This window comes from Streptomyces sp. NRRL F-4489 (genome assembly GCF_001509485.1).
Classification (GTDB): domain Bacteria; phylum Actinomycetota; class Actinomycetes; order Streptomycetales; family Streptomycetaceae; genus Streptomyces.
This window is the reverse complement of record NZ_LLZI01000297.1, coordinates 1-21,127: the sequence shown is the minus strand read 5'-3', so window position 1 is coordinate 21,127 and position 21,127 is coordinate 1. Positions and strand designations below refer to the sequence as shown.

The window sequence follows — 21,127 nt, the reverse complement described above, 5'->3', positions numbered from 1 at the left end:
GGTGTGGGGGCCGGGCGGCGCGGGGCGGCGGCCGGCGGGCGGATCCGGCCGGGGGGCGCGGACCGGGTACGGCGCTACCAGGGGCGCCGGTCCAGGGGCCGGGGGCGGCACGGCATCCTCCTGGACGGTACGGCGCGGCGCCCGGAAACCGGGGAGCGCGGGCCGGGGATCTTGGCGACCCGGTCACGATACGCGCGGTCCCCCGGCTCCGCCACAGGTTCGCCGGGGCGCGGAGGTGGGGCAATGGGGGTGCGCGGCCCGGCGGTTCGGGGCGGGCGCAGCGGGCCGGGGCGGGCCGGGTGCCCGTAGACCGGGCAGCGGGCCGGGCGCCCGTAAGCCGGGGCGGGCCGGGTGTCCGCGCGCCGGAGAGGCGGGTCAGGTGCCCGCGTGGCGTCCCAGGTAGATCACGAGGGCCAGGAAGACCAGGACGAGGTGGGTCACGGCGATGTAGAGCAGCACGCGTATCCACAGGCTGCGGCGGGCCGCCTCGTGGGCCGCCGCGCGGTGGGTCACCAGCACCGTGGCGGGCAGCCGCGCCAGCCGGGTGCCGGGGCGGACGGCGGTGGCGCGGGCCCGGCGGACCCCGCAGCGGGGCGACATGCGGTGCCGGGCAGCGGCCTCCGGGCAGGTCCGGCCGTGGCCGCGGGCCGGGCGCAGCGGGCCGCGGCCGAGATGGCGGCGGCCCCGGCAGGCCCGGGCGGAGCGGTGGGGTATGCAGGTGCGGGAGCGGACCGCGCGCCACGGCGGCGGCCCCTTGCGTCGCGGTGCGCCGGACACGGCGGTCACCCGGCTCCGGTGGCGCCGGAGGCGGCGGCCGCCCGGCGCGGTGCCGCGCCGCTCATTCCGCCGCCCCGCCGCGGGCAGCGTCGCCGGTGCCGCGGTCGGGGTCCACGCCGACGGACCGCGCGATCCGCAGCGCGTCGTCCAGTTCGTCCTGCGCGACGGCCAGCGCGTAGGCGTCGTCGGCCGCCTGCGCCGCCTCGACGGCGGCCCGCGCCGCGCGCACCCGTTCCCGTACCGACTCGGCGAAACCGCCCACGCATGCCCTCCGCGTTCAGGCCGACCGGCCATCGCGTTCATCCGTTGAACAGGGGAATTCCCCAACTGTAGACGACGGGCCCGCCGACTTGAACGGGTGGGCGCGCCCGGGCGGGTCCGCCGGACTCCCGGGCCGGTCAGCCGGTCTCCCGGGCCGCCGCGAGGCGCTCCCGGGCCTCGGCGAGGTCCTCCTCGGTCGGGGCGTCGTCCTGGGTGAGGCTGCGGCGCCAGTAGCCGGTGAAGTCGATCAGGCGCTTGTCCAGGCCGCGGTCGGCGGTCAGATGGCGGCGCAGCGCGCGCACCGCGCCGGCCTCGCCGGCCAGCCAGGCGAAGGCCGGGGCCTCCGGGAGGCGGGCCGCGCGGACCGCGGTGGCCAGCGGCCCGCCGGGCCCGGCCGGGGCGCGGTCGCGGTGCACCCAGTGGACGGTGAGATCGGCCGGGGACGACAGCGGCTGCTCCTCTTCCGGTCCGGCGACCTCGATGTACGCGAGCGCGCGGGCGGTGGCGGGCAGCGCCTCGGCCAGCGAGCCGATGGCCGGCAGCGCGGTCTCGTCGCCGGCGAGCAGGATCAGGCCCGGGGTGTCGAGCGGCAGCGGGCGGGCGTAGGCGGCGGCCGGGCCGTAGCGGGCGAGGGTGTCGCCGGGGGCGGCGGTGGCCGCCCAGCGGGTCGCCGGACCGGCCGCCTCCGCGTCGCCGTGCAGGACGAAGTCGACGGTGAGGCGGTGCCGGACGGGGTCGTAGGCGCGCACCGTGTAGCTGCGCATCCAGGGCCGTTCGTCCTCGGGGAGGGCGAGGAACGCCTGGTACCAGCGCATCCCGTCGTCGTCTGCGGGCGCCTCGGGGAGCCGGGGGGCGCTCTGGCCCGGCCGCGGGAAAAGGAGTTTGAGCTGCTGGTCGGGCCAGGTGGGGAAGGCGTCGAGGCCGTCCCCGGCGAAGGTCACCCGCACCATGCGCGGGGTGATCCGGCGGACGCCGGTGACGTGGAGGAGGGCGACGGGCGCGGCGGTCATGGGGGCTCCTTGGTGTACGGGTGCGGGGGGTCAGGGGGCGTACGGGTCCGGGCCGAGGTACTCCCGCAGGTGGCGGGCCGTCAGCGTGTCGCCGGTCTCGACCAGTTCCCGGGGCGTGCCGGTGAAGACGATCCGGCCGCCGTCGTGGCCCGCGCCGGGGCCGAGGTCGACGATCCAGTCGGCGTGCGCCATGACCGCCTGGTGGTGCTCGATGACGATGACGGTGTTGCCGTCGTCCACCAGCCGGTCCAGCAGGGCCAGCAGCTTGTCGACATCGGCGAGGTGGAGGCCGCTGGTGGGTTCGTCCAAGAGGTAGACGGCGGACTTCTCGGCCATGTGGACGGCGAGTTTGAGCCGCTGGCGTTCGCCGCCGGAGAGGGTGTTCAGCGGCTGGCCCAGGCCGAGGTAGCCCAGGCCCACGTCGTGCAGCCGGTCCAGGACGGCGCGGGCCCGGCCGGTGGGGAAGAACTCCCGGGCCTCGTCCACCGCCATGGCCAGCACCTCGCTGATGTTCTTGCCGCGCAGGGTGTGAGCCAGCACCTCGCGGGTGTAGCGGCGGCCCTCGCACTGCTCGCAGACCGAGGACACCCCGGCCATCATCGCCAGGTCGGTGTAGACGAGCCCGAGGCCCTTGCAGGTGGGGCAGGCGCCCTCGGAATTGGCGCTGAACAGGGACGCCTTGACGCCGTTGGCGCGGGCGAACGCGGTGCGGATCGGCCCGAGCAGTCCGGTGTAGGTGGCCGGATTGCTGCGCCGGGAGCCGCGGATGGCGGACTGGTCGGCGACGATCACCCCCTCGCGCCCGGGGAGCGAGCCGTGGATCAGGGAGCTCTTGCCGGAGCCGGCCACGCCGGTGACGGCGGTGAGCACGCCGAGCGGGAGGTCCACGGCGACGTTCTTGAGGTTGTGGCGGGTGGCGCCGGTGATCGCGAGGTGCCCCTTGGGCGTGCGGACCGTCTCGCGCAGCCGGGCGCGGTGGCCGAGGTGGCGTCCGGTGAGGGTGCCGGAGGCGCGGAGTCCGGCGACGTCGCCGGTGTAGCAGATCCGGCCGCCGGCCGGTCCGGCGCCCGGGCCGAGGTCCACGACGTGGTCGGCGAGGGCGATGGTCTCCGGTTTGTGCTCGACGACCAGGACGGTGTTGCCCTTGTCGCGCAGCCGCAGCAGCAGGTCGTTCATCCGCCGGATGTCGTGCGGGTGCAGGCCGGCGGTCGGTTCGTCGAAGACGTAGGTGAGGTCGGTGAGGCTGGAGCCGAGGTGGCGGACCATCCGGACCCGCTGGGCCTCGCCGCCGGAGAGGGTGGCCGACTCGCGGTCCAGGCTGAGGTAGCCCAGGCCGATCTCGATGAGCGCGTCGAGGGTGCCGGTCAGGCCCGCGACCAGGGGCGCCACCGAGGGCGCGTCGAGGGTGCGGACGAAGGCGGCGAGGTCGGTGATCTGGAGGGCGGCGCATTCGGCGATGTTCCGGCCGGCTATCCGGGAGGCGAGGGCGGCGGCGTTGAGCCGGGCGCCGCCGCAGGCCGGGCAGGCGGCGAAGGTCACCGCGCGGTCCACGAACTCCCGCAGGTGGGGCTTGAGGGCCTCCCGGTCCTTGCCGAGGTAGAGCCGGCGCACCTTCACCAGCAGGCCCTCGTAGGTGTGGGTGAAGCCGCTGCCCTTGATCTTGGTGGCGGGGCGGTGGAGGAAGTCCTGCCACTGCCCGGGGGTGTAGTCGGCGAGCTTGCGGTCGGGGTCGGCATAGCCGGACCGGACGAAGACCTGCCAGTACCACGAGCCGACGCCGAAGCCGGGCACGGTGATGGCGCCCTCGTTGAGCGAGCGGGTGGGGTCCACCAGCGCGTCGGGGTCGAGGGTGGCGGTGCGGCCGAGGCCCTGGCACTCCGGGCACATGCCCTCGGCGCTGTTGAAGCTGAAGGCGGAGGAGGTGCCGGCGTACGGGGTGCCGAGCCGGGAGAAGACGATCCGCAGCATGGTCAGGGCGTCGGTGGCGGTGCCGACCGTGGAGCGGGAGTTGGCGCCCATCGGCTCCTGGCCGACCACGATCGCGGCGCTGAGGTTGCGCAGCGCGTCCACGTCCGGGCGGCGGCGGTTCGGCAGGAAGGACTGCACGAACGCCGAGTACGTCTCGTTGATCAGCCGCTGGGACTCGGCGGCGACGGTGCCGAAGACCAGGGAGGACTTCCCCGATCCGGAAACGCCGGTGAATACCGTCAGCCGGCGCTTGGGGATATCGGCGTCGACACCGCGGAGATTGTTCTCCCGGGCGCCCCGCACCTCGATCACCTCATGGCTGTCCGCACCGGCCGGCTCCCCCGCACCGGCCCCGGACCGGCCGCCCCGCCCGGCTTCCAGGTCGCTGCCCACAACACCCTCCCCTGATATCCTTACGCCATAAAGAGTTGGTTCGGATCGGTTCACTTTACACCCTAAGGAGTAGTGCGTTGGTGGTATTCGCGGGCCAGGGGGATCCCCGCCGTTCGCTGTCCCTGCTGTGGCGCGCGGCGGACGGCGCGCGGGAGCCGGCGGCCCGCCGGGCGCGCGGCCCCAAGCCCGCGCTGAGCGTCGCGGCGATCGTGGACGCCGGGATCGCGGTGGCCGACGCGGAGGGCATGGCGGCGCTGTCCATGCGCACGGTCGGCGAGCGGCTGGGCCGGACGGCCATGGCGCTGTACACCTACGTCCCCGGCAAGACCGAGCTGGTGGACCTGATGTACGACCGCGCGCTGGGCGAACTCCCCACCGGCTACGACCTGGCGGCCGGCTGGCGCCCCGCGGTGACGTCCTGGGCCTTCGACACCTGGGAGTTCTACCTCCGCCACCCCTGGGTGCTCCAGGTCTCCCAGGCCCGCCCGGTGCTGGGCCCGAACGAGTACGCGTCCGTGGAGACCCTGCTGCGGGTGCTGTTCGCCACGGGGCTTGAGCCGGCCGCGCTGCGCCGGATCACCGGTCTGCTCTTCCACTTCGTCCGGGGCGCCGCGCAGACCGTCACCGAGTCCCGGCAGGCGGCGGCCGCGACGGGGGTGGGCGACGAGGAGTGGTGGCAGACCCGCGCCGGGCTGCTGACCGAGGTGGTCCCGGACTTCGCCGAACGGTTCCCGCTGCTGGTCCGGCTGGAGACCGAGGGCGCCACCCCGCCCTCCGGCGAGGAGGACGGCGGCTCGTATCTGGAGCGCGAGGCGCGGATCACGTTCGAGGAGGGGCTGGCGGTCATCCTGGACGGCGTGCAGGCCGCGATCGCCAGGCAGGGCGCCGGAGAGCCGTCCGCGCCGGGGCCGTTGGAGTGACGAAGCGGGCGGGACGGCCCCGGACCGGTGTCGTCCCGGGGGCGGTGGCGTTGAGCATCCGTGACCGCCCCCCGCCTCCGCCCGTGGTTCCTGCCCGCCAGCCTGGCGTCCCTGCTGGCGGAGGCGGCGCCGGACGGCCCGGCTGACGCCCCGTCGGATTCCGCCGCGGGCACGGCGGCTGATCCCGGGTCGGACGCCGGGCCGCCGCCGGCCGCCGCGGACGCGGACCGCTCCCGGCCGCCCGGCCCGCCCGCGTAACGCCAACGCCCGTACGCACCGCGATCAACGGACTACCCCATGTGGCGAGCGCCGGTGATCGCCCATAGCTTCGGCTCATGGCGCTACGACAGGTGAGGCACAGGACACGAAGGATCACCACCCCGGTGTGCGCGGCGGCGGCACTGGCCGGCGTACTCGGCGCGGCCCCGCCGTCCCGGGCCCTACCGGACCGCGACGGCGGTGTGCTGCTGGTCCGGCCCGGCGAATCGGTTCAGCGGGCGGTGGACGCGGCCCGGCCGGGCGACACGGTATTCCTGGCGCCCGGCGTCTACCGCGAGAGCGTACGGATCGACAAATCGCATCTGATGCTGCGCGGCAGCGGCCGGCGGACGGTGCTCGCGCCGCCCGCCACCCGCGCGGAGAACGCCTGCGGCCAGCACGGCGACGGTATCTGCGTCACCGCCGGGGCGGGCGGTCCGCTCACCGATGTCCATCTGCGGTCGCTGACCGTGGAGGGCTTCCGGCGGAACGGCGTCTGGGCCTCGGGCACCGAAGGGCTGACGGTCCACCGGGTCCGCGCCCGGCACAACGGCCAGTGGGGCATCGGCCTGGAGAAGTCGGTACGCAGCTCGGTGCGGGACAGCGACATCACGGACAACGGCGACGCCGGGGTCTTCGTGGCGAACGTGGTCGAGGAGGAGGGCGGCGCGCTCGACACGCGGGGCACCCTGCTGGTGCGGAACACCCTCGCCGGGAACCGCATCGGCGTCACCGCGCGGCGCGTCCGCAACCTCCTGATCGGCCACAACACCGTCACCGGCAACTGCGCCGGGGTGTTCGTGGTCGGCGACGAGGGCCGCCCGCGCGCCGGGGCGCTGACCGTCCGGGACAACGAGGTCGCCCGGAACAACAAGTTCTGCCCGAAGACCAAGCGGCTGCCGTTCCTCCAGGGCGTCGGGGTGGTGCTCACCGGCACCGAGGACTCCCTCGTGCAGCACAACCTCGTCCGCGACAACACCGGCACCTCGCCGCTCTCCGGCGGGGTGGTGCTCTTCCACAGCTTCGTCAAGGCCACCAACGACCGCAATCTCGTCCGCGACAACATCGTGCTGCGCAACGCCCCGGCGGATCTGATCAACGCCGACCCGGACGGCCGGGGCAACGTCTTCATCCGCAACACCTGCCGGACCTCCAGGCCGCCCGGCCTGTGCGGGGACCGCGCTCCGCAGCACCGCACCCCTGACCACGCAAAGCCACCACGCAACGGGAGAATTGAGGCGGAATGACCACCGTGAGCCCCACCCCCCAGCCGGCCATGCGGCTGCGCGAACTGATCTTCGGCGCCGCGTGCGCCGCTGCGGTCCGGGCGGCCGCCCGGCTCCGGCTGGCGGACGCGCTGGGCGAGCAGCCCACCACCGTCGAGGAGCTGGCCGCCTCGGTGGGCACCGAACCGCGGCCGCTGCACCGGCTGCTGCGGGCCCTGTCCTGCTACGGGCTCTTCGAGGAGACCGAGGACGGCAAGGTCTCGCACACCGAGATGTCCCGGCTGCTGCGCGAGGACGCGCCGAACAGCCTGCGCGCCATCTCGCTGTGGTGCACCGAGCCGTGGACCTGGGACGCCTGGCCGCGGCTGGAGGACGCGGTGCGCTCCGGCCGCAGCGTCTTCGACGATCTGTACGGCAAGGGGTTCTTCGACTACCTCCACGAGGACGCGCCGGAGTCCGCCCGGGTCTTCGACCAGGCGATGACCACCTCCAGCATGCAGTCGGCGCGCGATATCGCCGAACTCCTCGACCTCACCGGGGTCTCCTCGGTGGCGGACATCGGCGGCGGGCAGGGCCACGTCCTGGCCCGGCTGCTGGAGAAGTACCCCTCGCTGCACGGCACCCTGCTGGACCTGCCGTCGGTGGTGGCCGCCTGCGACCCGCGGCTGCGGGACGGCGGTCCGCTCGCCGGGCGAGCCCGGACGGTGGGCGGCGACTGCCGCGAGGCCATCCCCGTCCAGGCCGATCTGTACATCATCAAGAACATCCTGGAGTGGGACGACGACAGCACCCGCCGCACGCTGCACAACGTGGTCGGCGCGGCCCGGCCCGGCGCCCGGGTGGTGGTGATCGAGAACCTCGTCGACGACTCGCCGTCGATGCGGTTCACCACCGCCATGGACCTGCTGCTGCTGTTGAACGTGGGCGGCGCCAAGCACACCAAGGAGAGCCTGGTCCGCCGCATCTCCGACGCCGGGCTGATGGTGCACGACATCCGGGTGGTCAACCCGTATCTGCACGCCTTCGAGTGCACCGTCCCGGCCGGGTGAGCGGGCGCGGATGACGGACCGGACCGGCCCGGCGGCGGCCTCCCCGCAGGACATGACGGGGAGGCCGGTCACCGGGCGCCGGTCCGGATCAGCCGGCGCGGTCCCGCTCCCAGCGGTAGAACTCCTGGGCCATGGCGTCCTTGGGGCTGCGCCAGGTCTCCGGGTCGTAGGCGCTGACGTAGGACGTCAGCTTCCGGCTGATGGCCTGGAACTCCGGGTGCTGGTGCACCTTGGCGATCTCCGGGCCGGGCGGGATGTCGGATTCGATGAGGTGCAGGTAGACGTCACCGAACTGGAAGAGCGTCCGCCGGTTGACGCCCACCAGGTGGGGCAGCTCCGTCCGGTCCGACTCCGCGAAGACCTGCGCGATGTCGGGGGCCGAGCCGGGCTTCATCCGGGCGACGATCAGGGCGTGGTGCATCGGGGGGTTTCCCTTCGTTGCCGGCCGGACCGTTTCCGGCCGGGCGGTCAGCCGGCCGGGGCGGCGGCGCGCAGTTCGCGGTCGCGCTGCTCGATGCGGTCCCGGATGAGCTCCATCTGGATCCGGGAGTTGCGGTTGATGTGCTCGGTCATGGCCTTGTCGTCGACCGGCGCCTCGGGCTTCATCGCGAAGTCCTGGGTCCAGTGCATGGACGTGCCGCCGGGGATCTCCTTGTACTTCCAGAAGATGTCCATGAACTTGAACGGGCCGGTCTCGACCCGGCGGGCGCGGACGGTCAGCGCGCCCCGGTCCGGGGTGCGCTCGGACACCCAGCTCCAGACCTGGCCGTTCTCGTCGGGGTGCATGGTCAGCCGGAAGGTGGTGGTCTCGCCCTCCCGGGACAGCACCTCCACCGAGGCGTACTCGCTGAAGAGGTGCGGCCAGTTCTCCAGGTCGTTGGTCATGTCCCAGACCAGGCTGAGCGGGGCGGCGATGGTGATCTCGTTCTCGGTGTGGCCGGGCATATCAGGCTCCTGTCGTGGTGACGGTGTCGGATGCGGCGCGGGCGGTGCTCCGGGCCGCGCCGCCGCGGTCGCCGGCGGGGTCGCCGTTGACGAGGTCGAGGAAGTCACGGGGGGTCTTGGCGCGCTCGGCGTCGGTGGGCAGCGGCCGCCCGTAGCGGTTCTCCAGCTCGCCCACGATGCCCAGCAGGCCCAGCGAGTCCAGGCCGTACTCGGCGAAGGTGGTCTCCGGCCGGTCCGCCATCTCGGCGGGGTCCACGGTCAGGCCGGCGGCCGACTTCATCAGCGCGGCCAGTTCGTCCAGGGTCAGTTCGTCGGACATGGGAATCTCCTCTCAGGAGGGGGACTTGTCGCACCGGCGCAGCACCATCGCCGCGTTGGAGCCCATCAGCCCCCGGCTCAGCACCAGCGCCGTCCGCAGCTCGGCGGCGCGGGACCTGCCGGTCACCACGTCGAGGTCCACGCTGACGTCGACGATGTTGGGGGTCGGCGGCACGACGGAGCTCTCCATGGCGAGCACCGCGGCCGCGATGTCGAGGACGGGCGCGCCGCAGTACGCCCGGCCGATTCCGGTCTTGGGCGCGGTCACCGGGATCCGGGAGGCGTGCGGGCCCAGCGCGTCGGCCAGGGCCAGCGCCTCGGCCCGGTCGGCCGCGGCCACGCCGAGGGCGTCCGCGAAGACCACGTCGATCTCCTCGGGCGCGCAGCCGGCGTCCGCCAGCGCGCCGCCGATCGCGTGGGCCAGCCCCTCGCGGGACTCCTCCCACAGGGCGGCGCCGGTGAAGGTGGCGGCGTGCCCGGCCAGTTCGGCCCGGGCCCGGGCGCCCCGCTCCTCGGCGGCCGTGCGCTCCTCGACGACCAGCATCGCGCCGCCCTCGGCGGGTACGAACCCGCACGCCCCGTCGGTGAACGGGCGGTAGGCGCGGGCCGGGTCGGGGCAGCGGCTGAGGTCCTCGTAGCCGAGCTGGCAGACCACCGAGTACGGGGCGAGCGGGGCCTCGGCGGCGCCCACCACCACGGCGTCGGTGCCGCGGCGGATGGTGCGGGCGGCGTGCGCCAGGGCGTCCAGGCCGCCCGCCTCGTCACTGGCCACCACGCCGCACGGCCCCTTGAAGCCGCCGCGGATGGAGATCTGGCCGGTGCTGGCCGCGTAGAACCACGCGATGGACTGGTACGGGCCGACGTAGCGCGAGCCCTGGCCCCACAGCCGCTGGAGCTCGCGCTGGCCGAACTCGCCGCCGCCGGAGCCGGCCGCGGTCACCACTCCCACCGCGAACGGTGAGCGGTTGTAGTCGGCCCGGCCCATCAGGGCGTCGTCCAGGGCGAGGTTGGCCGCGGCCATCGCGAAGTGCGTGAACCGGTCGGTCTGGACGAGGAAGCGCTCCTCGATCAGCTCGCCCGGGTCGAAGTCGCGGACCTCGCCGGCGACCTTCAGGGGCAGGTCCTCGCACCCTTCGCGGGTGACGGTGTCCAGGACGCTGATGCCTTCCTTGGTCGCCTTCCAGAAGGCTTCGGTGTTGGCCCCGTTGGGGGCGATCACACCGATGCCGGTGACGACGGACTGCCGGTTTCCGTGCTGCTCGTGCGGGGAGTTCATGTCGTCCTCCCATCCGGCCTGGTCAGGACCACGGCTGACTGGAAGCCGCCGAATCCGCTGCCCACGGACAGCACCGACCGCAGCGGCAGTTCCCGCGCGGTCTTCGGCACGTAGTCGAGGTCGCACTCCGGGTCCGGGTTCTCGTAGTTGGCGGTCGGCGGGACCACCTGGTGGGTCAGCGCCAGGACGCAGGCGACGATCTCGATCGCGCCGATCGCGCCCAGCGAGTGACCCACCATCGACTTGATCGAGCTCATCGGCACCTTGTAGGCGTGCGCGCCCAGCGACTTCTTGACCGCGGCGGTCTCGTGGCGGTCGTTCTGCTGGGTGCCCGAGCCGTGCGCGTTGACGTAGTCGACCTGCGTGCTGTCGAGTCGCGCGTGGGCCAGTGAGCGGTTGATCGCCTCGGCCATCTCCAGACCTTCCTGGGTCAGGCCGGTCATGTGGTAGGCGTTGCCGAAGGTGGCGTAGCCGCGGATCTCGCAGTGCACGGTGGCGCCGCGGGCCCGGGCGTGCTCCAGCTCCTCCAGGACGAGGACGGCGCCGCCCTCCCCCATGACGAATCCGTCGCGCCGGGCGTCGAAGGGCCGCGAGGCGTGCTCGGGGTCGTCGTTGTTGGCGGAGGTCGCCTTGATCGCGTCGAAGCAGGCGACGGTGATCGGCGAGATCGGCGAGTCGGAGGCGCCCGCCACGCAGACGTCGACCCGGCCCTCCTCGATGGAGTGGAAGGCGTAGCCGATCGCGTCCAGGCCGGAGGTGCAGCCGGTCGAGACGGTCTGCACCGGGCCGTGCGCGCCGATCCGCTCCGCCACCGCGGACGCCAGCGAACTGGGCGAGAACGCCCGGTGCAGATGCGGCCCGGCGGGCCGCGGGTCGACGTCCCAGCGGCGGCCGGACTCGCTGACCGCCACGTAGTCGTGCTCCAGGCGCGTGGTGCCGCCGACCGCGGTCCCCAGGGACACCCCGACCCGCCAGGGGTCCTCCCGGTCCATGTCCAGGCCGGCCTCGCGCAGCGCCTCCGCCGCGGCGACCAGGGCGAACTGGATGTACCGGTCCTGCTGTGCCACCTGCTCCCCGGTCAGGCCGTGCGCGGCCGGATCGAAGTCGCATTCGGCGGCGATCCGGGACCGGAAGCCGGCCGGGTCGAAGAGGGTGATGCCACGGGTGGCCGTCCGCCCGTTGGAGAGCAGGTCCCAGAACGCGGGGATCCCCACACCGCCCGGGGCGACGATGCCGACGCCGGTGACCGCCACGCGGCGGGTCATGACACCGGCTCCGCGCGTTCGGGCGGCGCGGCCGGTGTGCCCTCCTCGGTCCCCTCGGTGTCGACGTGGCCGAGCTCGGGGCGCGGGGCCAGCGGGCCGAGGTGGAAGACCATCCGGGCCTCGGTGCTCCCGACGTTGCGGAACCGATGCCGCATGTACGGGGGGATCATCAGGCCCTGGTCCGGGCGGAGCGGGAAGGTCTCGCCGTCCAGGTCGACCTCCAGGGCGCCCTGGACGACGTAGACGAACTCCTCGGAGTAGGGGTGGTAGTGCTCACCGATGCGCTCGCCGGGCTGGACGAGTGCCATGCCCATGAAGCCGCTCGTGGATCCCACCGCGCTGGGTGTCAGCATGGCGCGCAGGTCACCTCCGCGCCGGCGGTTGGGCTGGGTCTCGCTGAGGTCCACGATGCGTGGGCGGTGCGTGGTCATGGCTGATTCCTCCAGGGCGTGATGCCGGTGGATGGCAGGGGACGGATGGTGCGGCCGGTCCGGCCGGGGGCCGCCCGCCGGCGGGCGGCCGGTGCGGTCAGGCGTCCGGGGCCCGGCGGTCGGTGATCAGGTCCATGTCGGCGCGGGCCAGGAAGGCGGCCAGTTCGCGGTCGGTGGTCAGGCCGCCGGCCACGTCGCGGTCGAGCAGCCGCCGCAGCACGGCGAGCTTGCGGGGGCCGCGGGCGCCCAGGGAGACCAGCGGGTCCTTGTCGATGGGCGCCTTGAGGTCGATGAGGCGGACGACGATGTCGTCGCGCTGGAAGATGGTGCTGCCGTAGACCGGGCACGCCGGGTCGTCGGCGGCCTCCTCGTCCTGGCGGGCGAGCATCTTGGCCAGCGTCATCCCGAAGCCGGGCTTGGCCGGGTAGAAGAGCGCGTGCCGGGCGACGTCCGCGGGCTCCTGGCCGCCGGCCGCGACGTGGTGCACGGCGGGCAGCGCGGCGCGGGTGAAGAACACCCGGGCGGAGTTGGGGTCGTTGAGGTCCCGGTCCTGCTCCAGGTAGGGGTTGATGGCCTCCTCGACGGCCCGGACCTCGGGCTGCCGGGAGACGTGGCGCAGCGCGGCGATCAGATCGCCCTGCACCTCGATGGCCCGCACCACGCGGTTGCCGTACATGAAGAGGGAGGTGCGGCGCAGCCGGGTGGTGTCGTCGACCCGGGCGGCCGGGGAGGTGTAGCCGGCGAGGATGTCGGCGACGATCGGCTCGCTGCCCGGCTTCACGGTGAAGGTGAGGGCGTGCCGGACCACGCCGTCCCCGACGCGGGGGTTGGCCTGGAGGCGGCCCTTGGGGGGCTCGGGGGCGAGGGCGGCGACGTTGGAGGTCTCGCGCAGGACGCTGAAGCGCAGGGAGCGGGTGTCGCGGACGCAGCTGTGCAGCGGCTGCACCATCTTGACGTGCTCCTCGCTGTTGACCCAGGCGAGGAACGGCGGGGCGCTCTCCCACTCGCTGGTGATCAGCCACTGCGAGGGGTTCTCGATGGACTGGCACAGCTGGTCGGTGATGTGGCCGGGGACCGAGGCCACCTGGTTCCGCAGCTGCTCGTACGCTTCGAGGAAGCGCTGCTGCGCGCCTTCCTGGAGGTCCAGCAGCAGTACGACCCGGAGCCTGGAGCCGTCGAAGGCGGACTGCGATATTCGTTCCGACAGCGTTGTCATCGTCTACGCATCTCCTCCGGGGCGCGGGGCCCCTGTGGTGCGTCGTCAGTTCCGGCGCGGTCCGGGTTTCCGGTGCCTGACCGGTCTCCCGGTGCGATCCGGGCGACTGAGCCGGATGGGGGGACAGCCGGCCCGGCGTGTCGCGGGGGGCGGTCCGGATTCGATCGTGGCCAAGACCCACGGTCGGCGCGAGATCTGTGAGCCATGCAGGTGAACCGTGATCGAACGCGGCGCGGGCCGGGCATGCGTTGCTCCATCTCCCGTACACGCCGCTGGAGCTGGAGCCACGACATGAATCCCAAGGCCGAAGACCGGGTGCCGGTCCTCATCGTCGGCGGGTCCCTGGTGGGCCTGTCCGCCTCGCTGTTCCTGGGACGCCTGGGCGTTCCGCACCTCCTGGTCGAGAAGCACGCGGGCACCTCGCGGCACCCCCGCGGACGGGGCAACAACGTCCGCACGATGGAGCTGTACCGGGTGGCCGGCGCCGAGCGGCGGATCCGCGAGGCGGCCTCGGTGCTGGCCGACAACCACGGGATCCTCCAGGCCCGTTCGCTGACCGGTGACGACGCGGAGTGGCTGTTCCGGGAGATCGACCCGGGCGGCGGGCTGGCCCGGTTCAGCCCCACCGGCTGGTGCCTGTGCAGCCAGAACGACCTGGAGCCGGTGCTGGTGCGGTGCGCCCGGGAGCTGGGCGGGGAGCTGCGGTTCGGCACCGAGCTGGAGTCGTTCGAACAGGACGGCGACGGGGTGAGCGCGGTGGTGCGGAGCCGGGAGACCGGGGAGCGCACCACCGTGCGCGCCGACTACCTGATCGCCGCGGACGGGCCGCGCAGCCCGGTGCGGGAGCGGCTGGGCATCGGCCAGACGGGCTCCGGCGACCTCTTCCACAACGTCAGCATCACCTTCCGGGCGCCGGAGCTGGCCGACGCGGTCGGCGACCGCCGGTTCATCGCCTGCTATCTGACGAACCCGGAGGCCGACGGGGCGCTGCTGCCGGTCGACAACCGCGCCGAGTGGGTCTTCCACGCCCCCTGGCACCCCGACCGCGGCGAGACGCTGGAGGACTTCACCGACGAGCGGTGCGTGGACCACATCCGGCGGGCAACGGGCGTACCCGGTATGGCCGTTGAGATCACCGGCAAGGCGCCGTGGCACGCCGCGGAGCGGGTCGCCGAGCGGTACTCCGCGGGCCGGGTCTTCCTGGCCGGCGACTCGGCCCACGAGATGTCGCCCACCGGGGCGTTCGGTTCCAACACCGGTATCCAGGACGCGCACAACCTCGCCTGGAAGCTGGCCGCGGTGCTCGACGGCGCCGCGGACCCGGCGCTGCTCGACAGCTACGAGGAGGAGCGCCGCCCGGTGGCCGAGGTGACCAGCGTGCGGGCCTCGGCGCGGTCCGCCGAGCACAGCCACCCCGGCTACGTGCCGGCGCCCGGGGCCGGCGGCCGCCAGCGCGGGGTGCTGACCGTGGCGCTGGGCTACTGCTACCCGCGCGGCGCGGTCCTCGGCACCGACCCGGACCTGCCGGTGGTGCCCGAGCAGATGCGGCTGACCGGCGAGCCGGGCACCCGGGCGCCGCACCTGTGGCTGCGCGCGGAGGACGGCCGCCGCTCCACCCTGGACCTCTACGAGCGGTCGTTCGTCCTGCTGACCGGCACCGAGGAGGGAAAGGCGTGGCGGGCCGCGGCGGAGGCGGCGGCCGCCCACTGGACGGCGCGGCTGGACCACTACCGGCTCGGCAGCGGCGCCGACGCGGACCTGGTGCCCGAGGAGGGCGCCGACTGGGCGGAGGCGCACGGGACCGGGCCGGAGGGCGCGGTGCTGGTGCGGCCGGACGGTTTCGTGGCCTGGCGCGCGGAGGGCCGGGTGGCCGACCCGGAGGGCGCGCTGCGCGAGGTGCTGGGCGGTCTGCTGCGCCGCGCCTGACGGGCGCCGGGCACCGGGAGCGCGGGGCCGGCCGGGGCGGAGTGCCGCCCGGCCGGCCCTGGAACGTATCTTCTGACCGTCACCGCCGCAGGGGGCATCTGGCGCCCGCACCGGCCCGGTCGGCGGCGCTCGCGCGGCGTTCTGGTGTTGAGTCCGGGGCATGGACGCCAAGAAGAGACCGGGCCACCCCTTCCAGCGCATCTCGCTGCCGCACCAGCCGCCCCGGCTGCCGCCGCCCGCCGCGCGCCGCCGGGTCGAGGAGGACACGCCGATCTTCGACCAGCTGCTCAAGGAGTGGCGGGCCGGGGCGGTGCGACCCGTGGTCACCTGGCCGGTCGACGAGCCCCCGGGGAAGATCAGGCCGGGCGCGGTTGTTGGGGACGGCGACGGCCGGCCCCGGCCGCGTACCCGTACCGAGGAGCCCGAGCATGAGCCTGTACGACATCCCGCTGCGCACCCTGACCGGTGAGCCCGCTTCCCTGGCCGACTACCGCGGTTCGGCCCTGCTGGTGGTCAATGTGGCGTCCAAGTGCGGGCTGACCCCGCAGTACGCCGGTCTGGAGCGGCTCCAGCAGCGGTACGCCGGCCGCGGGTTCAGCGTGCTGGGCTTCCCCAGCAACCAGTTCGCGGGCCAGGAGCCCGGTACGGCCGAGGAGATCGCCACGTTCTGCTCGGCGACGTACGGCGTCAGCTTCCCGCTGTTCGAGAAGACCGACGTCAACGGCGAGCACCGGCACCCGCTGTACGCCGCGCTGACGGCGGTGCCGGACGCCGAGGGGGCAGCCGGGGACGTGCAGTGGAACTTCGAGAAGTTCTTGATCGGCGCCGATGGTGAGGTGGCCGGCCGGTTCCGGCCGCGGACCGAGCCGGAGGACGCGGAGCTGGTCGCGGCGATCGAGGCGGCGCTGCCGGCCTGATCGGGCGGTCCCGTTGGCGGCGGGCGGGGCGGGGCCGGTGCGCGCCGCCCGCCCGGCCCCACAGGCGCGTCACGGTGGGGTGACGGAAGCGGAATCCCTTGACCTGAAGATTGGTTTAGGTTCTAGGTTCTTCCCTGTCGCCGGCCGCTCACGGCGATCACCGTGATGAGGAACCCGGCATTCAGGAGGCCGCGATGGACATGGAAGTCACCGCCTGGCACGCGCTGCACAGCTCGATGACCGCCCAGCAGGGGAAGCGCCGCTTCTCCCGGGGCACCCTGCGGCGGATCGCGGCCTTCGCCCGCCCGCACCGCCGGATGCTGGTGTGGTTCCTGCTGCTGAGCACCGTCACCGCGCTGCTCGCGGTGGCCACGCCGCTGCTCGCCGGGCGGGTGGTGGACGCGATCGTGGGCGGCCGCGCGGCCGGAACGGTGCTGTGGCTGTCCGGGCTGATCGCCGCCATCGCGCTGGCCGAGGCGGGGCTGGGGTTGGTGACCCGCTGGCTGTCGGCGAGCATCGGCGAGGGCCTGATCCTGGACCTGCGGACCACCGTCTACGACCACGTCCAGCGGATGCCGATCGCCTTCTTCACCCGCACCCGCACCGGCGCCCTGGTCAGCCGGCTCAACAACGATGTGATCGGCGCCCAGCGGGCGTTCAGCGACACCCTGTCCGGGGTGGTCAGCAACATCGTCACGCTGCTGCTGACGCTCGCCGTGATGCTCACCCTGTCCTGGCAGATCACCCTGATCGCGCTGGTGCTGCTGCCGCTGTTCGTGCTGCCGGCCCGGATGGTGGGGCGGCGGCTGGCGGCGCTGCGGCGCGAGGGCGCGGACCACAACGCCGCGATGGGCACCCAGATGACCGAGCGGTTCTCGGCGCCCGGCGCCACCCTCGTCAAGCTGATGGGCCGGCCGGCCCGGGAGTCCGCGGAGTTCGCCGCCCGGGCCCGCCGGGTGCGCGACATCGGCGTCCGCTCGGCGATGGTGCAGACGTACTTCGTCACCGCGCTGACGCTGGTCTCCGCGCTGGCGCTGGCCGTGGTGTACGGGCTGGGCGGGTTCCTGGCGCTGCGCCACCAGCTGGAGGCGGGCGCGATCGTCTCGCTGGCGCTGCTGCTGACCCGGCTGTACGCCCCGCTGACCGCGCTGTCCGGGGCGCACATCGAGGTGATGAGCGCGCTGGTCAGCTTCGAGCGGGTCTTCGAGGTGCTGGACCTCAAGCCGCTGATCACCGAGAAGCCGGACGCCCGCCCGGTGCCCGAGGGCCCGGTGGCGGTGGAGTTCGACGGTGTGCGGTTCGGCTACCCGGCCGCCGACAAGGTCTCGCTGGCCTCCCTGGAGGAGGTCGCCACCCTCGACACCCGGGGCGGCGAGGAGGTCCTGCACGGCATCTCGTTCCGCGCCGAGCCGGGCCAGATGGTCGCCCTGGTCGGCTCTTCGGGCGCCGGCAAGTCCACCATCGCCCAGCTGCTGCCGCGGCTGTACGACGCGGACGCCGGCGCGGTGCGGCTGGCCGGCGTGGACGTCCGCGAGCTGACCGCCGCCTCGCTGCGGGACACGCTGGGCATGGTCACCCAGGACGGCCACCTCTTCCACGACTCCATCCGGGAGAACCTCCTCCTGGCCCGCCCGGAGGCCACCGAGGACGAGCTGTGGGACGCCCTGCGCCGGGCCCGGCTGGATACGCTGATCGCCTCGCTGCCGGACGGTCTGGACACCGTCGTCGGCGAACGGGGCTACCGCCTCTCCGGTGGTGAGCGGCAGCGGCTGACCATCGCCCGGCTGCTGCTGGCGCACCCCCGAGTGGTGATCCTGGACGAGGCCACCGCCCATCTGGACAACACCTCCGAGGCGGCCGTCCAGGAGGCGCTGACCGAGGCGCTGGACGGGCGGACGGCCCTGGTGATCGCCCACCGGCTGTCGACCGTGCGGGCGGCCGATCTGATCCTCGTCATCGAGGGCGGGCGGATCGTCGAGCGGGGCACGCACGAGACGCTGCTGGCGGCCGGCGGCCGGTACGCCGAGCTGTACCGCACGCAGTTCGCCGCCGCGCCGGCCGGCTCCCCGGACGCCGCGGCCGCCGGACCGGAGGCGGCCGCCGAGCCGTCCCTGGTGAACTGAACCGCGCCGCGCGGGCCCCGTCGTCTCCGGCGGGGCCCGCGCGCGTACCGTGCCGGGTGCCGTCATCCGGCAGCGCACGAGAAGTGGCGGGAGCCGCGCACGCCTGACAACCCTTGAGCGTGGCAAGAGATATCAGCGGGACACGCCCGCACCGCGCGGCGCCGGCACGACAGCAGGGAGCCCGCATGGACATACCGCTCGGCCACCGGGCCCGGTGGACCGATTCCCCCTGGGCCGGCGGAGCGGCGGCCGCGCTCGCCGGCGCGCTGCCCGCCCTGGCCTTCCCCGCACCGTCGTGGTGGTGGCTGGCGTACGCCGCGCTGGTGCCGTGGCTGCTGCTGGTGCGGTCGGCGGCCACCGCGCGCCGGGCCGCGCTGTACGGCTGGCTGGGCGGCGCCGGCTTCATGCTGGCGGTGCACCACTGGCTGCTGCCGAGCCTGCACGTCTTCATCCTCGTACTGGCGCTGCTGCTGGGGGCGCTGTGGGCGCCCTGGGGGATGCTGGTGCGGGCGCTGCTGGGCGGGCGGCCGGGCCCGGGGCGGGCCGCCGCCGCGCTGGTGCTGGTGCCGTCCGGCTGGCTGATGGTCGAACTGGTCCGGTCCTGGGAGTACTTGGGCGGCCCGTGGGGGCTGCTGGGGGCCAGTCAGTGGCCGGTGCCGCCGGCGCTGCGGCTGGCGTCGCTGGGCGGGGTGTGGCTGGTGAGCCTGCTGATCGTGGCGGTGAACACCGCGCTGGCCGCGCTGCTCGCCGTCCGCACGGCCCGCCGCCCCGCCGTCGCCGGGCTGCTGGTGTGCGCGCTGGCCGCCACCGCGGCCTGGCTGTGGGCACCGCTCCCCCGGCCCGCCGGGACGGTGCGGCTCGCGGTCGTCCAGCCGGGCCCCGGCGGTACGCCGAGCGCGCGGCTGGCCCGCGCCGAGGAGCTCACCGGCGCCCTGGCGGGCCGCGGGGTGCACCTGGTGGTCTGGGGCGAGAGCAGCCTCACCCAGGACCCGGCCGACCACCCGGCGCTCGCCGCCCGGCTGGCCGCGCTGTCCCGGCGGACCGGCGCTGATTTGCTGGTCAACGCCGACGCCCCGCGCTCCGACGGGTCCGGCATCTCGAAAAGCGCGGTGCTGATCGGCCCGCGGGGCCCGACCGGGGACCGCTACGCCAAGATGCGGCTGGTGCCGTTCGGCGAGTACATACCGGCCCGGTCCGTCCTGGGCTGGGCGACGCGCGTGGGCAAGGCCGCCGCCAGCGACCGGCGGCGCGGCACCCACCAGGTCGTACTGCCGGTCCCCGCCGCGGGCGGTCTGCGGATCGGGCCGCTGGTGTGCTTCGAGACCGCGTTCCCGGACATGAGCCGCCACCTGGCCGGCGACGGCGCGCGGCTGCTGGTCGCCCAGTCCTCGACGGCGACGTTCCAGGACAGCTGGGCGCCCGCGCAGCACGCCTCGCTGGGCGCGCTGCGCGCCGCCGAGACCTGGCGCCCGATGGTGCACGCCACGCTCACCGGGATCAGCGCGGTGTACGGGCCGCGCGGTGAAGGGGTCGGGCCGCGGCTGGGCACCGACCGCACCGCGGCCGCGGTCTACGACGTGCCCTTGGCGCACGGCACCAGCCCGTACACCCGGTGGGGCGACTGGGCGGTGTACGGGGCGGTCGCCGCGCTGCTGGCCTACGGGCTGGTGGCGGCGGGACGGGGCATCCGGACGCGGCGGGCGGTCAGCACGGGGCAGCGGCTCAGGCCCCGTCAGCGAGCGGGTACGGGTCCCCGGCTCCGGGCGCGTCAGCGGGTGCGGGCGGGCCGGCGGGTGCGGGCGCGGCGGGGGCTTTAGCGCGCGGCCTGTGCGAGGGCGTCGGTGACCACCCGTTCGCACAGCTCGTGGGTGCGCAGCGCGTCCCGCGCGGACGGCTTCCGCCCGGCCCGGACGTCGTCCAGGAAGGCCAGGACGACCTGCTCGATACCGCGCTGGCGGGCCACCGGCTCCCAGTCGCCGCGGCGCCGGACGCTGGGGCGGCCGTCGTGGTCGATCACCTCGGCGAGGTTGGCGACCTGGCGCCGGGCGTCCCCGCCGGAGACGTCCAGCAGCTCCTCCACCGAGCCGCTGCGGCGGTTCATGGTGCCGATGGCGGTGAAGCCGTCGCCGGACAGCTGGAGCACCACGTGGTCCATCAGCCCGTCCCGGACCCGGGCCCGCACGTCCACCTGGCCGATCTCGCCCGGCACCAGGAACCGCAGGGTGTCCACGACGTGGATGAAGTCGTCCAGCACCATCGTGCGCGGGTCCTCGGGCAGCCCGGTGCGGTTCTTCTGCATCAGGATCAGCTCGCGCGGATGGTCCAGGCACCCGGCGTACCCGGGCGCGTAACGGCGGTTGAAGCCGACCGCCAGGCCCACTCCGCGCCGCTCGGCGAGCTCCACGATCCGCCGGGTGTCGGCGATTTCGTAGGCGATCGGCTTGTCCACGTAGGTCGGCACGCCGGCCTCGACGAGCCGGGTGACGATCTCCGGGTGGGCGACGGTCGCGGCGTGCACGAAGGCGGCGTCCGGGCGGGCGGCGAGCAGCGAGTCCAGATCGGCGTGGAGCTGCCGGGCGGGCACCCGCCAGCGGTCGCCGGCCGCCCGCAGCCGCTCCGGGTCGCGGGTCTGGAGGTGCAGCTCGATCCCGGGCAGCGCGCCCAGCACGGGCAGGTACGCCTTCCGCGCGATGTCTCCCAGCCCGATGCAGCCGACCTTCACTCCGCGTCTCCCTCGCTCCGCCGTCCCGGCCCCCGGCTTTCCGGGCACCGGCTGGGAGCTTACGGGGCGGGGGCGGGTGAGGGGGCGGGGAGGGCGCGTGGGGGGACGAGAGCGGGGGTGCGGGGT

The 21,127-nt window shown here is 74.4% G+C and carries 21 protein-coding genes; 9 read left to right on the top strand and 12 right to left on the bottom strand.

What is annotated here, in order from left to right; genetic code table 11:
• Window positions 1-375 precede the first annotated feature (375 nt).
• The 4 genes from ADL22_RS33365 to ADL22_RS33350 form a co-directional block, all read right to left on the bottom strand.
• Window positions 376-777, bottom strand: a complete 402-nt coding sequence (locus ADL22_RS33365) for a DUF6126 family protein (RefSeq protein WP_066988346.1) — start codon at window positions 775-777, stop codon at window positions 376-378.
• A gap of 61 nt (window positions 778-838) precedes the next feature.
• On the bottom strand, window positions 839-1,039 hold the full coding sequence (locus ADL22_RS33360) for a hypothetical protein (protein ID WP_066988344.1): 201 nt from the start codon (window positions 1,037-1,039) through the stop codon (window positions 839-841).
• Between the two features lie 136 nt (window positions 1,040-1,175).
• Window positions 1,176-2,048: a siderophore-interacting protein gene (locus ADL22_RS33355; RefSeq protein WP_066988343.1), complete on the bottom strand. Its 873-nt coding sequence runs from the start codon at window positions 2,046-2,048 to the stop codon at window positions 1,176-1,178.
• Between the two features lie 30 nt (window positions 2,049-2,078).
• Entirely contained in the window at window positions 2,079-4,319 is a 2,241-nt protein-coding gene (locus ADL22_RS33350; protein ID WP_234430958.1) for an ATP-binding cassette domain-containing protein, read from the bottom strand.
• A gap of 167 nt (window positions 4,320-4,486) precedes the next feature.
• On the opposite strand from ADL22_RS33350, the gene ADL22_RS33345 reads away from it, so the two are divergent.
• The 4 genes from ADL22_RS33345 (at window position 4,487) to ADL22_RS33330 (ending at window position 7,862) form a co-directional block, all read left to right on the top strand.
• Window positions 4,487-5,329 (top strand): TetR/AcrR family transcriptional regulator, encoded by an 843-nt coding sequence (locus tag ADL22_RS33345; protein WP_066988342.1) that lies wholly within the window; start codon window positions 4,487-4,489, stop codon window positions 5,327-5,329.
• Window positions 5,330-5,389: 60 nt separating this feature from the next.
• Window positions 5,390-5,587 (top strand): hypothetical protein, encoded by a 198-nt coding sequence (locus tag ADL22_RS33340; RefSeq protein WP_066988341.1) that lies wholly within the window; start codon window positions 5,390-5,392, stop codon window positions 5,585-5,587.
• Between the two features lie 77 nt (window positions 5,588-5,664).
• Window positions 5,665-6,834 (top strand): right-handed parallel beta-helix repeat-containing protein, encoded by a 1,170-nt coding sequence (locus tag ADL22_RS33335; RefSeq protein WP_079064632.1) that lies wholly within the window; start codon window positions 5,665-5,667, stop codon window positions 6,832-6,834.
• Entirely contained in the window at window positions 6,831-7,862 is a 1,032-nt protein-coding gene (locus ADL22_RS33330) for a methyltransferase (RefSeq protein WP_066988340.1), read from the top strand. Before ADL22_RS33335 ends, ADL22_RS33330 begins: the two co-directional genes overlap by 4 nt.
• Window positions 7,863-7,950: 88 nt before the next feature.
• Here ADL22_RS33330 and ADL22_RS33325 read toward each other — a convergent pair whose 3' ends face one another.
• The 7 genes from ADL22_RS33325 to ADL22_RS33295 form a co-directional block, all read right to left on the bottom strand.
• Complete coding sequence (locus ADL22_RS33325; RefSeq protein WP_066988339.1) at window positions 7,951-8,283, bottom strand: TcmI family type II polyketide cyclase; 333 nt, start codon at window positions 8,281-8,283, stop codon at window positions 7,951-7,953.
• A gap of 47 nt (window positions 8,284-8,330) precedes the next feature.
• Window positions 8,331-8,807: an SRPBCC family protein gene (locus ADL22_RS33320; RefSeq protein ID WP_066988338.1), complete on the bottom strand. Its 477-nt coding sequence runs from the start codon at window positions 8,805-8,807 to the stop codon at window positions 8,331-8,333.
• A gap of 1 nt (window position 8,808) precedes the next feature.
• The gene (locus ADL22_RS33315; RefSeq protein ID WP_079064631.1) at window positions 8,809-9,126 is read right to left on the bottom strand and encodes an acyl carrier protein; all 318 of its coding nucleotides are present in this window, start codon (window positions 9,124-9,126) and stop codon (window positions 8,809-8,811) included.
• A gap of 12 nt (window positions 9,127-9,138) precedes the next feature.
• Window positions 9,139-10,401 carry a beta-ketoacyl synthase N-terminal-like domain-containing protein gene (locus ADL22_RS33310; protein WP_066988337.1) on the bottom strand — a complete coding sequence of 421 codons (1,263 nt, stop codon included), beginning with the start codon at window positions 10,399-10,401 and terminating at the stop codon, window positions 9,139-9,141.
• Window positions 10,398-11,666 (bottom strand): beta-ketoacyl-[acyl-carrier-protein] synthase family protein, encoded by a 1,269-nt coding sequence (locus ADL22_RS33305; protein ID WP_066988336.1) that lies wholly within the window; start codon window positions 11,664-11,666, stop codon window positions 10,398-10,400. Before ADL22_RS33305 ends, ADL22_RS33310 begins: the two co-directional genes overlap by 4 nt.
• Window positions 11,663-12,097 (bottom strand): cupin domain-containing protein, encoded by a 435-nt coding sequence (locus tag ADL22_RS33300; protein WP_066988335.1) that lies wholly within the window; start codon window positions 12,095-12,097, stop codon window positions 11,663-11,665. The genes ADL22_RS33305 and ADL22_RS33300 overlap by 4 nt, the downstream gene beginning before the upstream one ends.
• 97 nt (window positions 12,098-12,194) lie before the next feature.
• On the bottom strand, window positions 12,195-13,313 hold the full coding sequence (locus ADL22_RS33295; protein WP_066988334.1) for a SchA/CurD-like domain-containing protein: 1,119 nt from the start codon (window positions 13,311-13,313) through the stop codon (window positions 12,195-12,197).
• 291 nt (window positions 13,314-13,604) lie between these two features.
• Here ADL22_RS33295 and ADL22_RS33290 point away from each other — a divergent pair, with 291 nt between their 5' ends.
• From ADL22_RS33290 to lnt, 5 genes are all read left to right on the top strand, one after another.
• Complete coding sequence (locus ADL22_RS33290) at window positions 13,605-15,239, top strand: FAD-dependent oxidoreductase (protein WP_066988333.1); 1,635 nt, start codon at window positions 13,605-13,607, stop codon at window positions 15,237-15,239.
• A gap of 160 nt (window positions 15,240-15,399) precedes the next feature.
• Window positions 15,400-15,708, top strand: coding sequence for a hypothetical protein (locus tag ADL22_RS33285; protein WP_066988332.1), 309 nt, complete (start codon window positions 15,400-15,402; stop codon window positions 15,706-15,708).
• Window positions 15,668-16,156 carry a glutathione peroxidase gene (locus ADL22_RS33280; RefSeq protein WP_066988331.1) on the top strand — a complete coding sequence of 163 codons (489 nt, stop codon included), beginning with the start codon at window positions 15,668-15,670 and terminating at the stop codon, window positions 16,154-16,156. The genes ADL22_RS33285 and ADL22_RS33280 overlap by 41 nt, the downstream gene beginning before the upstream one ends.
• Before the next feature lie 194 nt (window positions 16,157-16,350).
• The gene (locus tag ADL22_RS33275) at window positions 16,351-18,279 is read left to right on the top strand and encodes an ABC transporter ATP-binding protein (RefSeq protein ID WP_066988330.1); all 1,929 of its coding nucleotides are present in this window, start codon (window positions 16,351-16,353) and stop codon (window positions 18,277-18,279) included.
• Between the two features lie 185 nt (window positions 18,280-18,464).
• Entirely contained in the window at window positions 18,465-20,096 is a 1,632-nt protein-coding gene (lnt, locus tag ADL22_RS33270; protein ID WP_079064630.1) for an apolipoprotein N-acyltransferase, read from the top strand.
• On the opposite strand, the gene ADL22_RS33265 is transcribed toward lnt, so the two are convergent.
• On the bottom strand, window positions 20,093-21,001 hold the full coding sequence (locus ADL22_RS33265) for a Gfo/Idh/MocA family protein (RefSeq protein ID WP_066988329.1): 909 nt from the start codon (window positions 20,999-21,001) through the stop codon (window positions 20,093-20,095). The genes lnt and ADL22_RS33265 overlap by 4 nt on opposite strands.
• Window positions 21,002-21,127 lie beyond the last annotated feature (126 nt).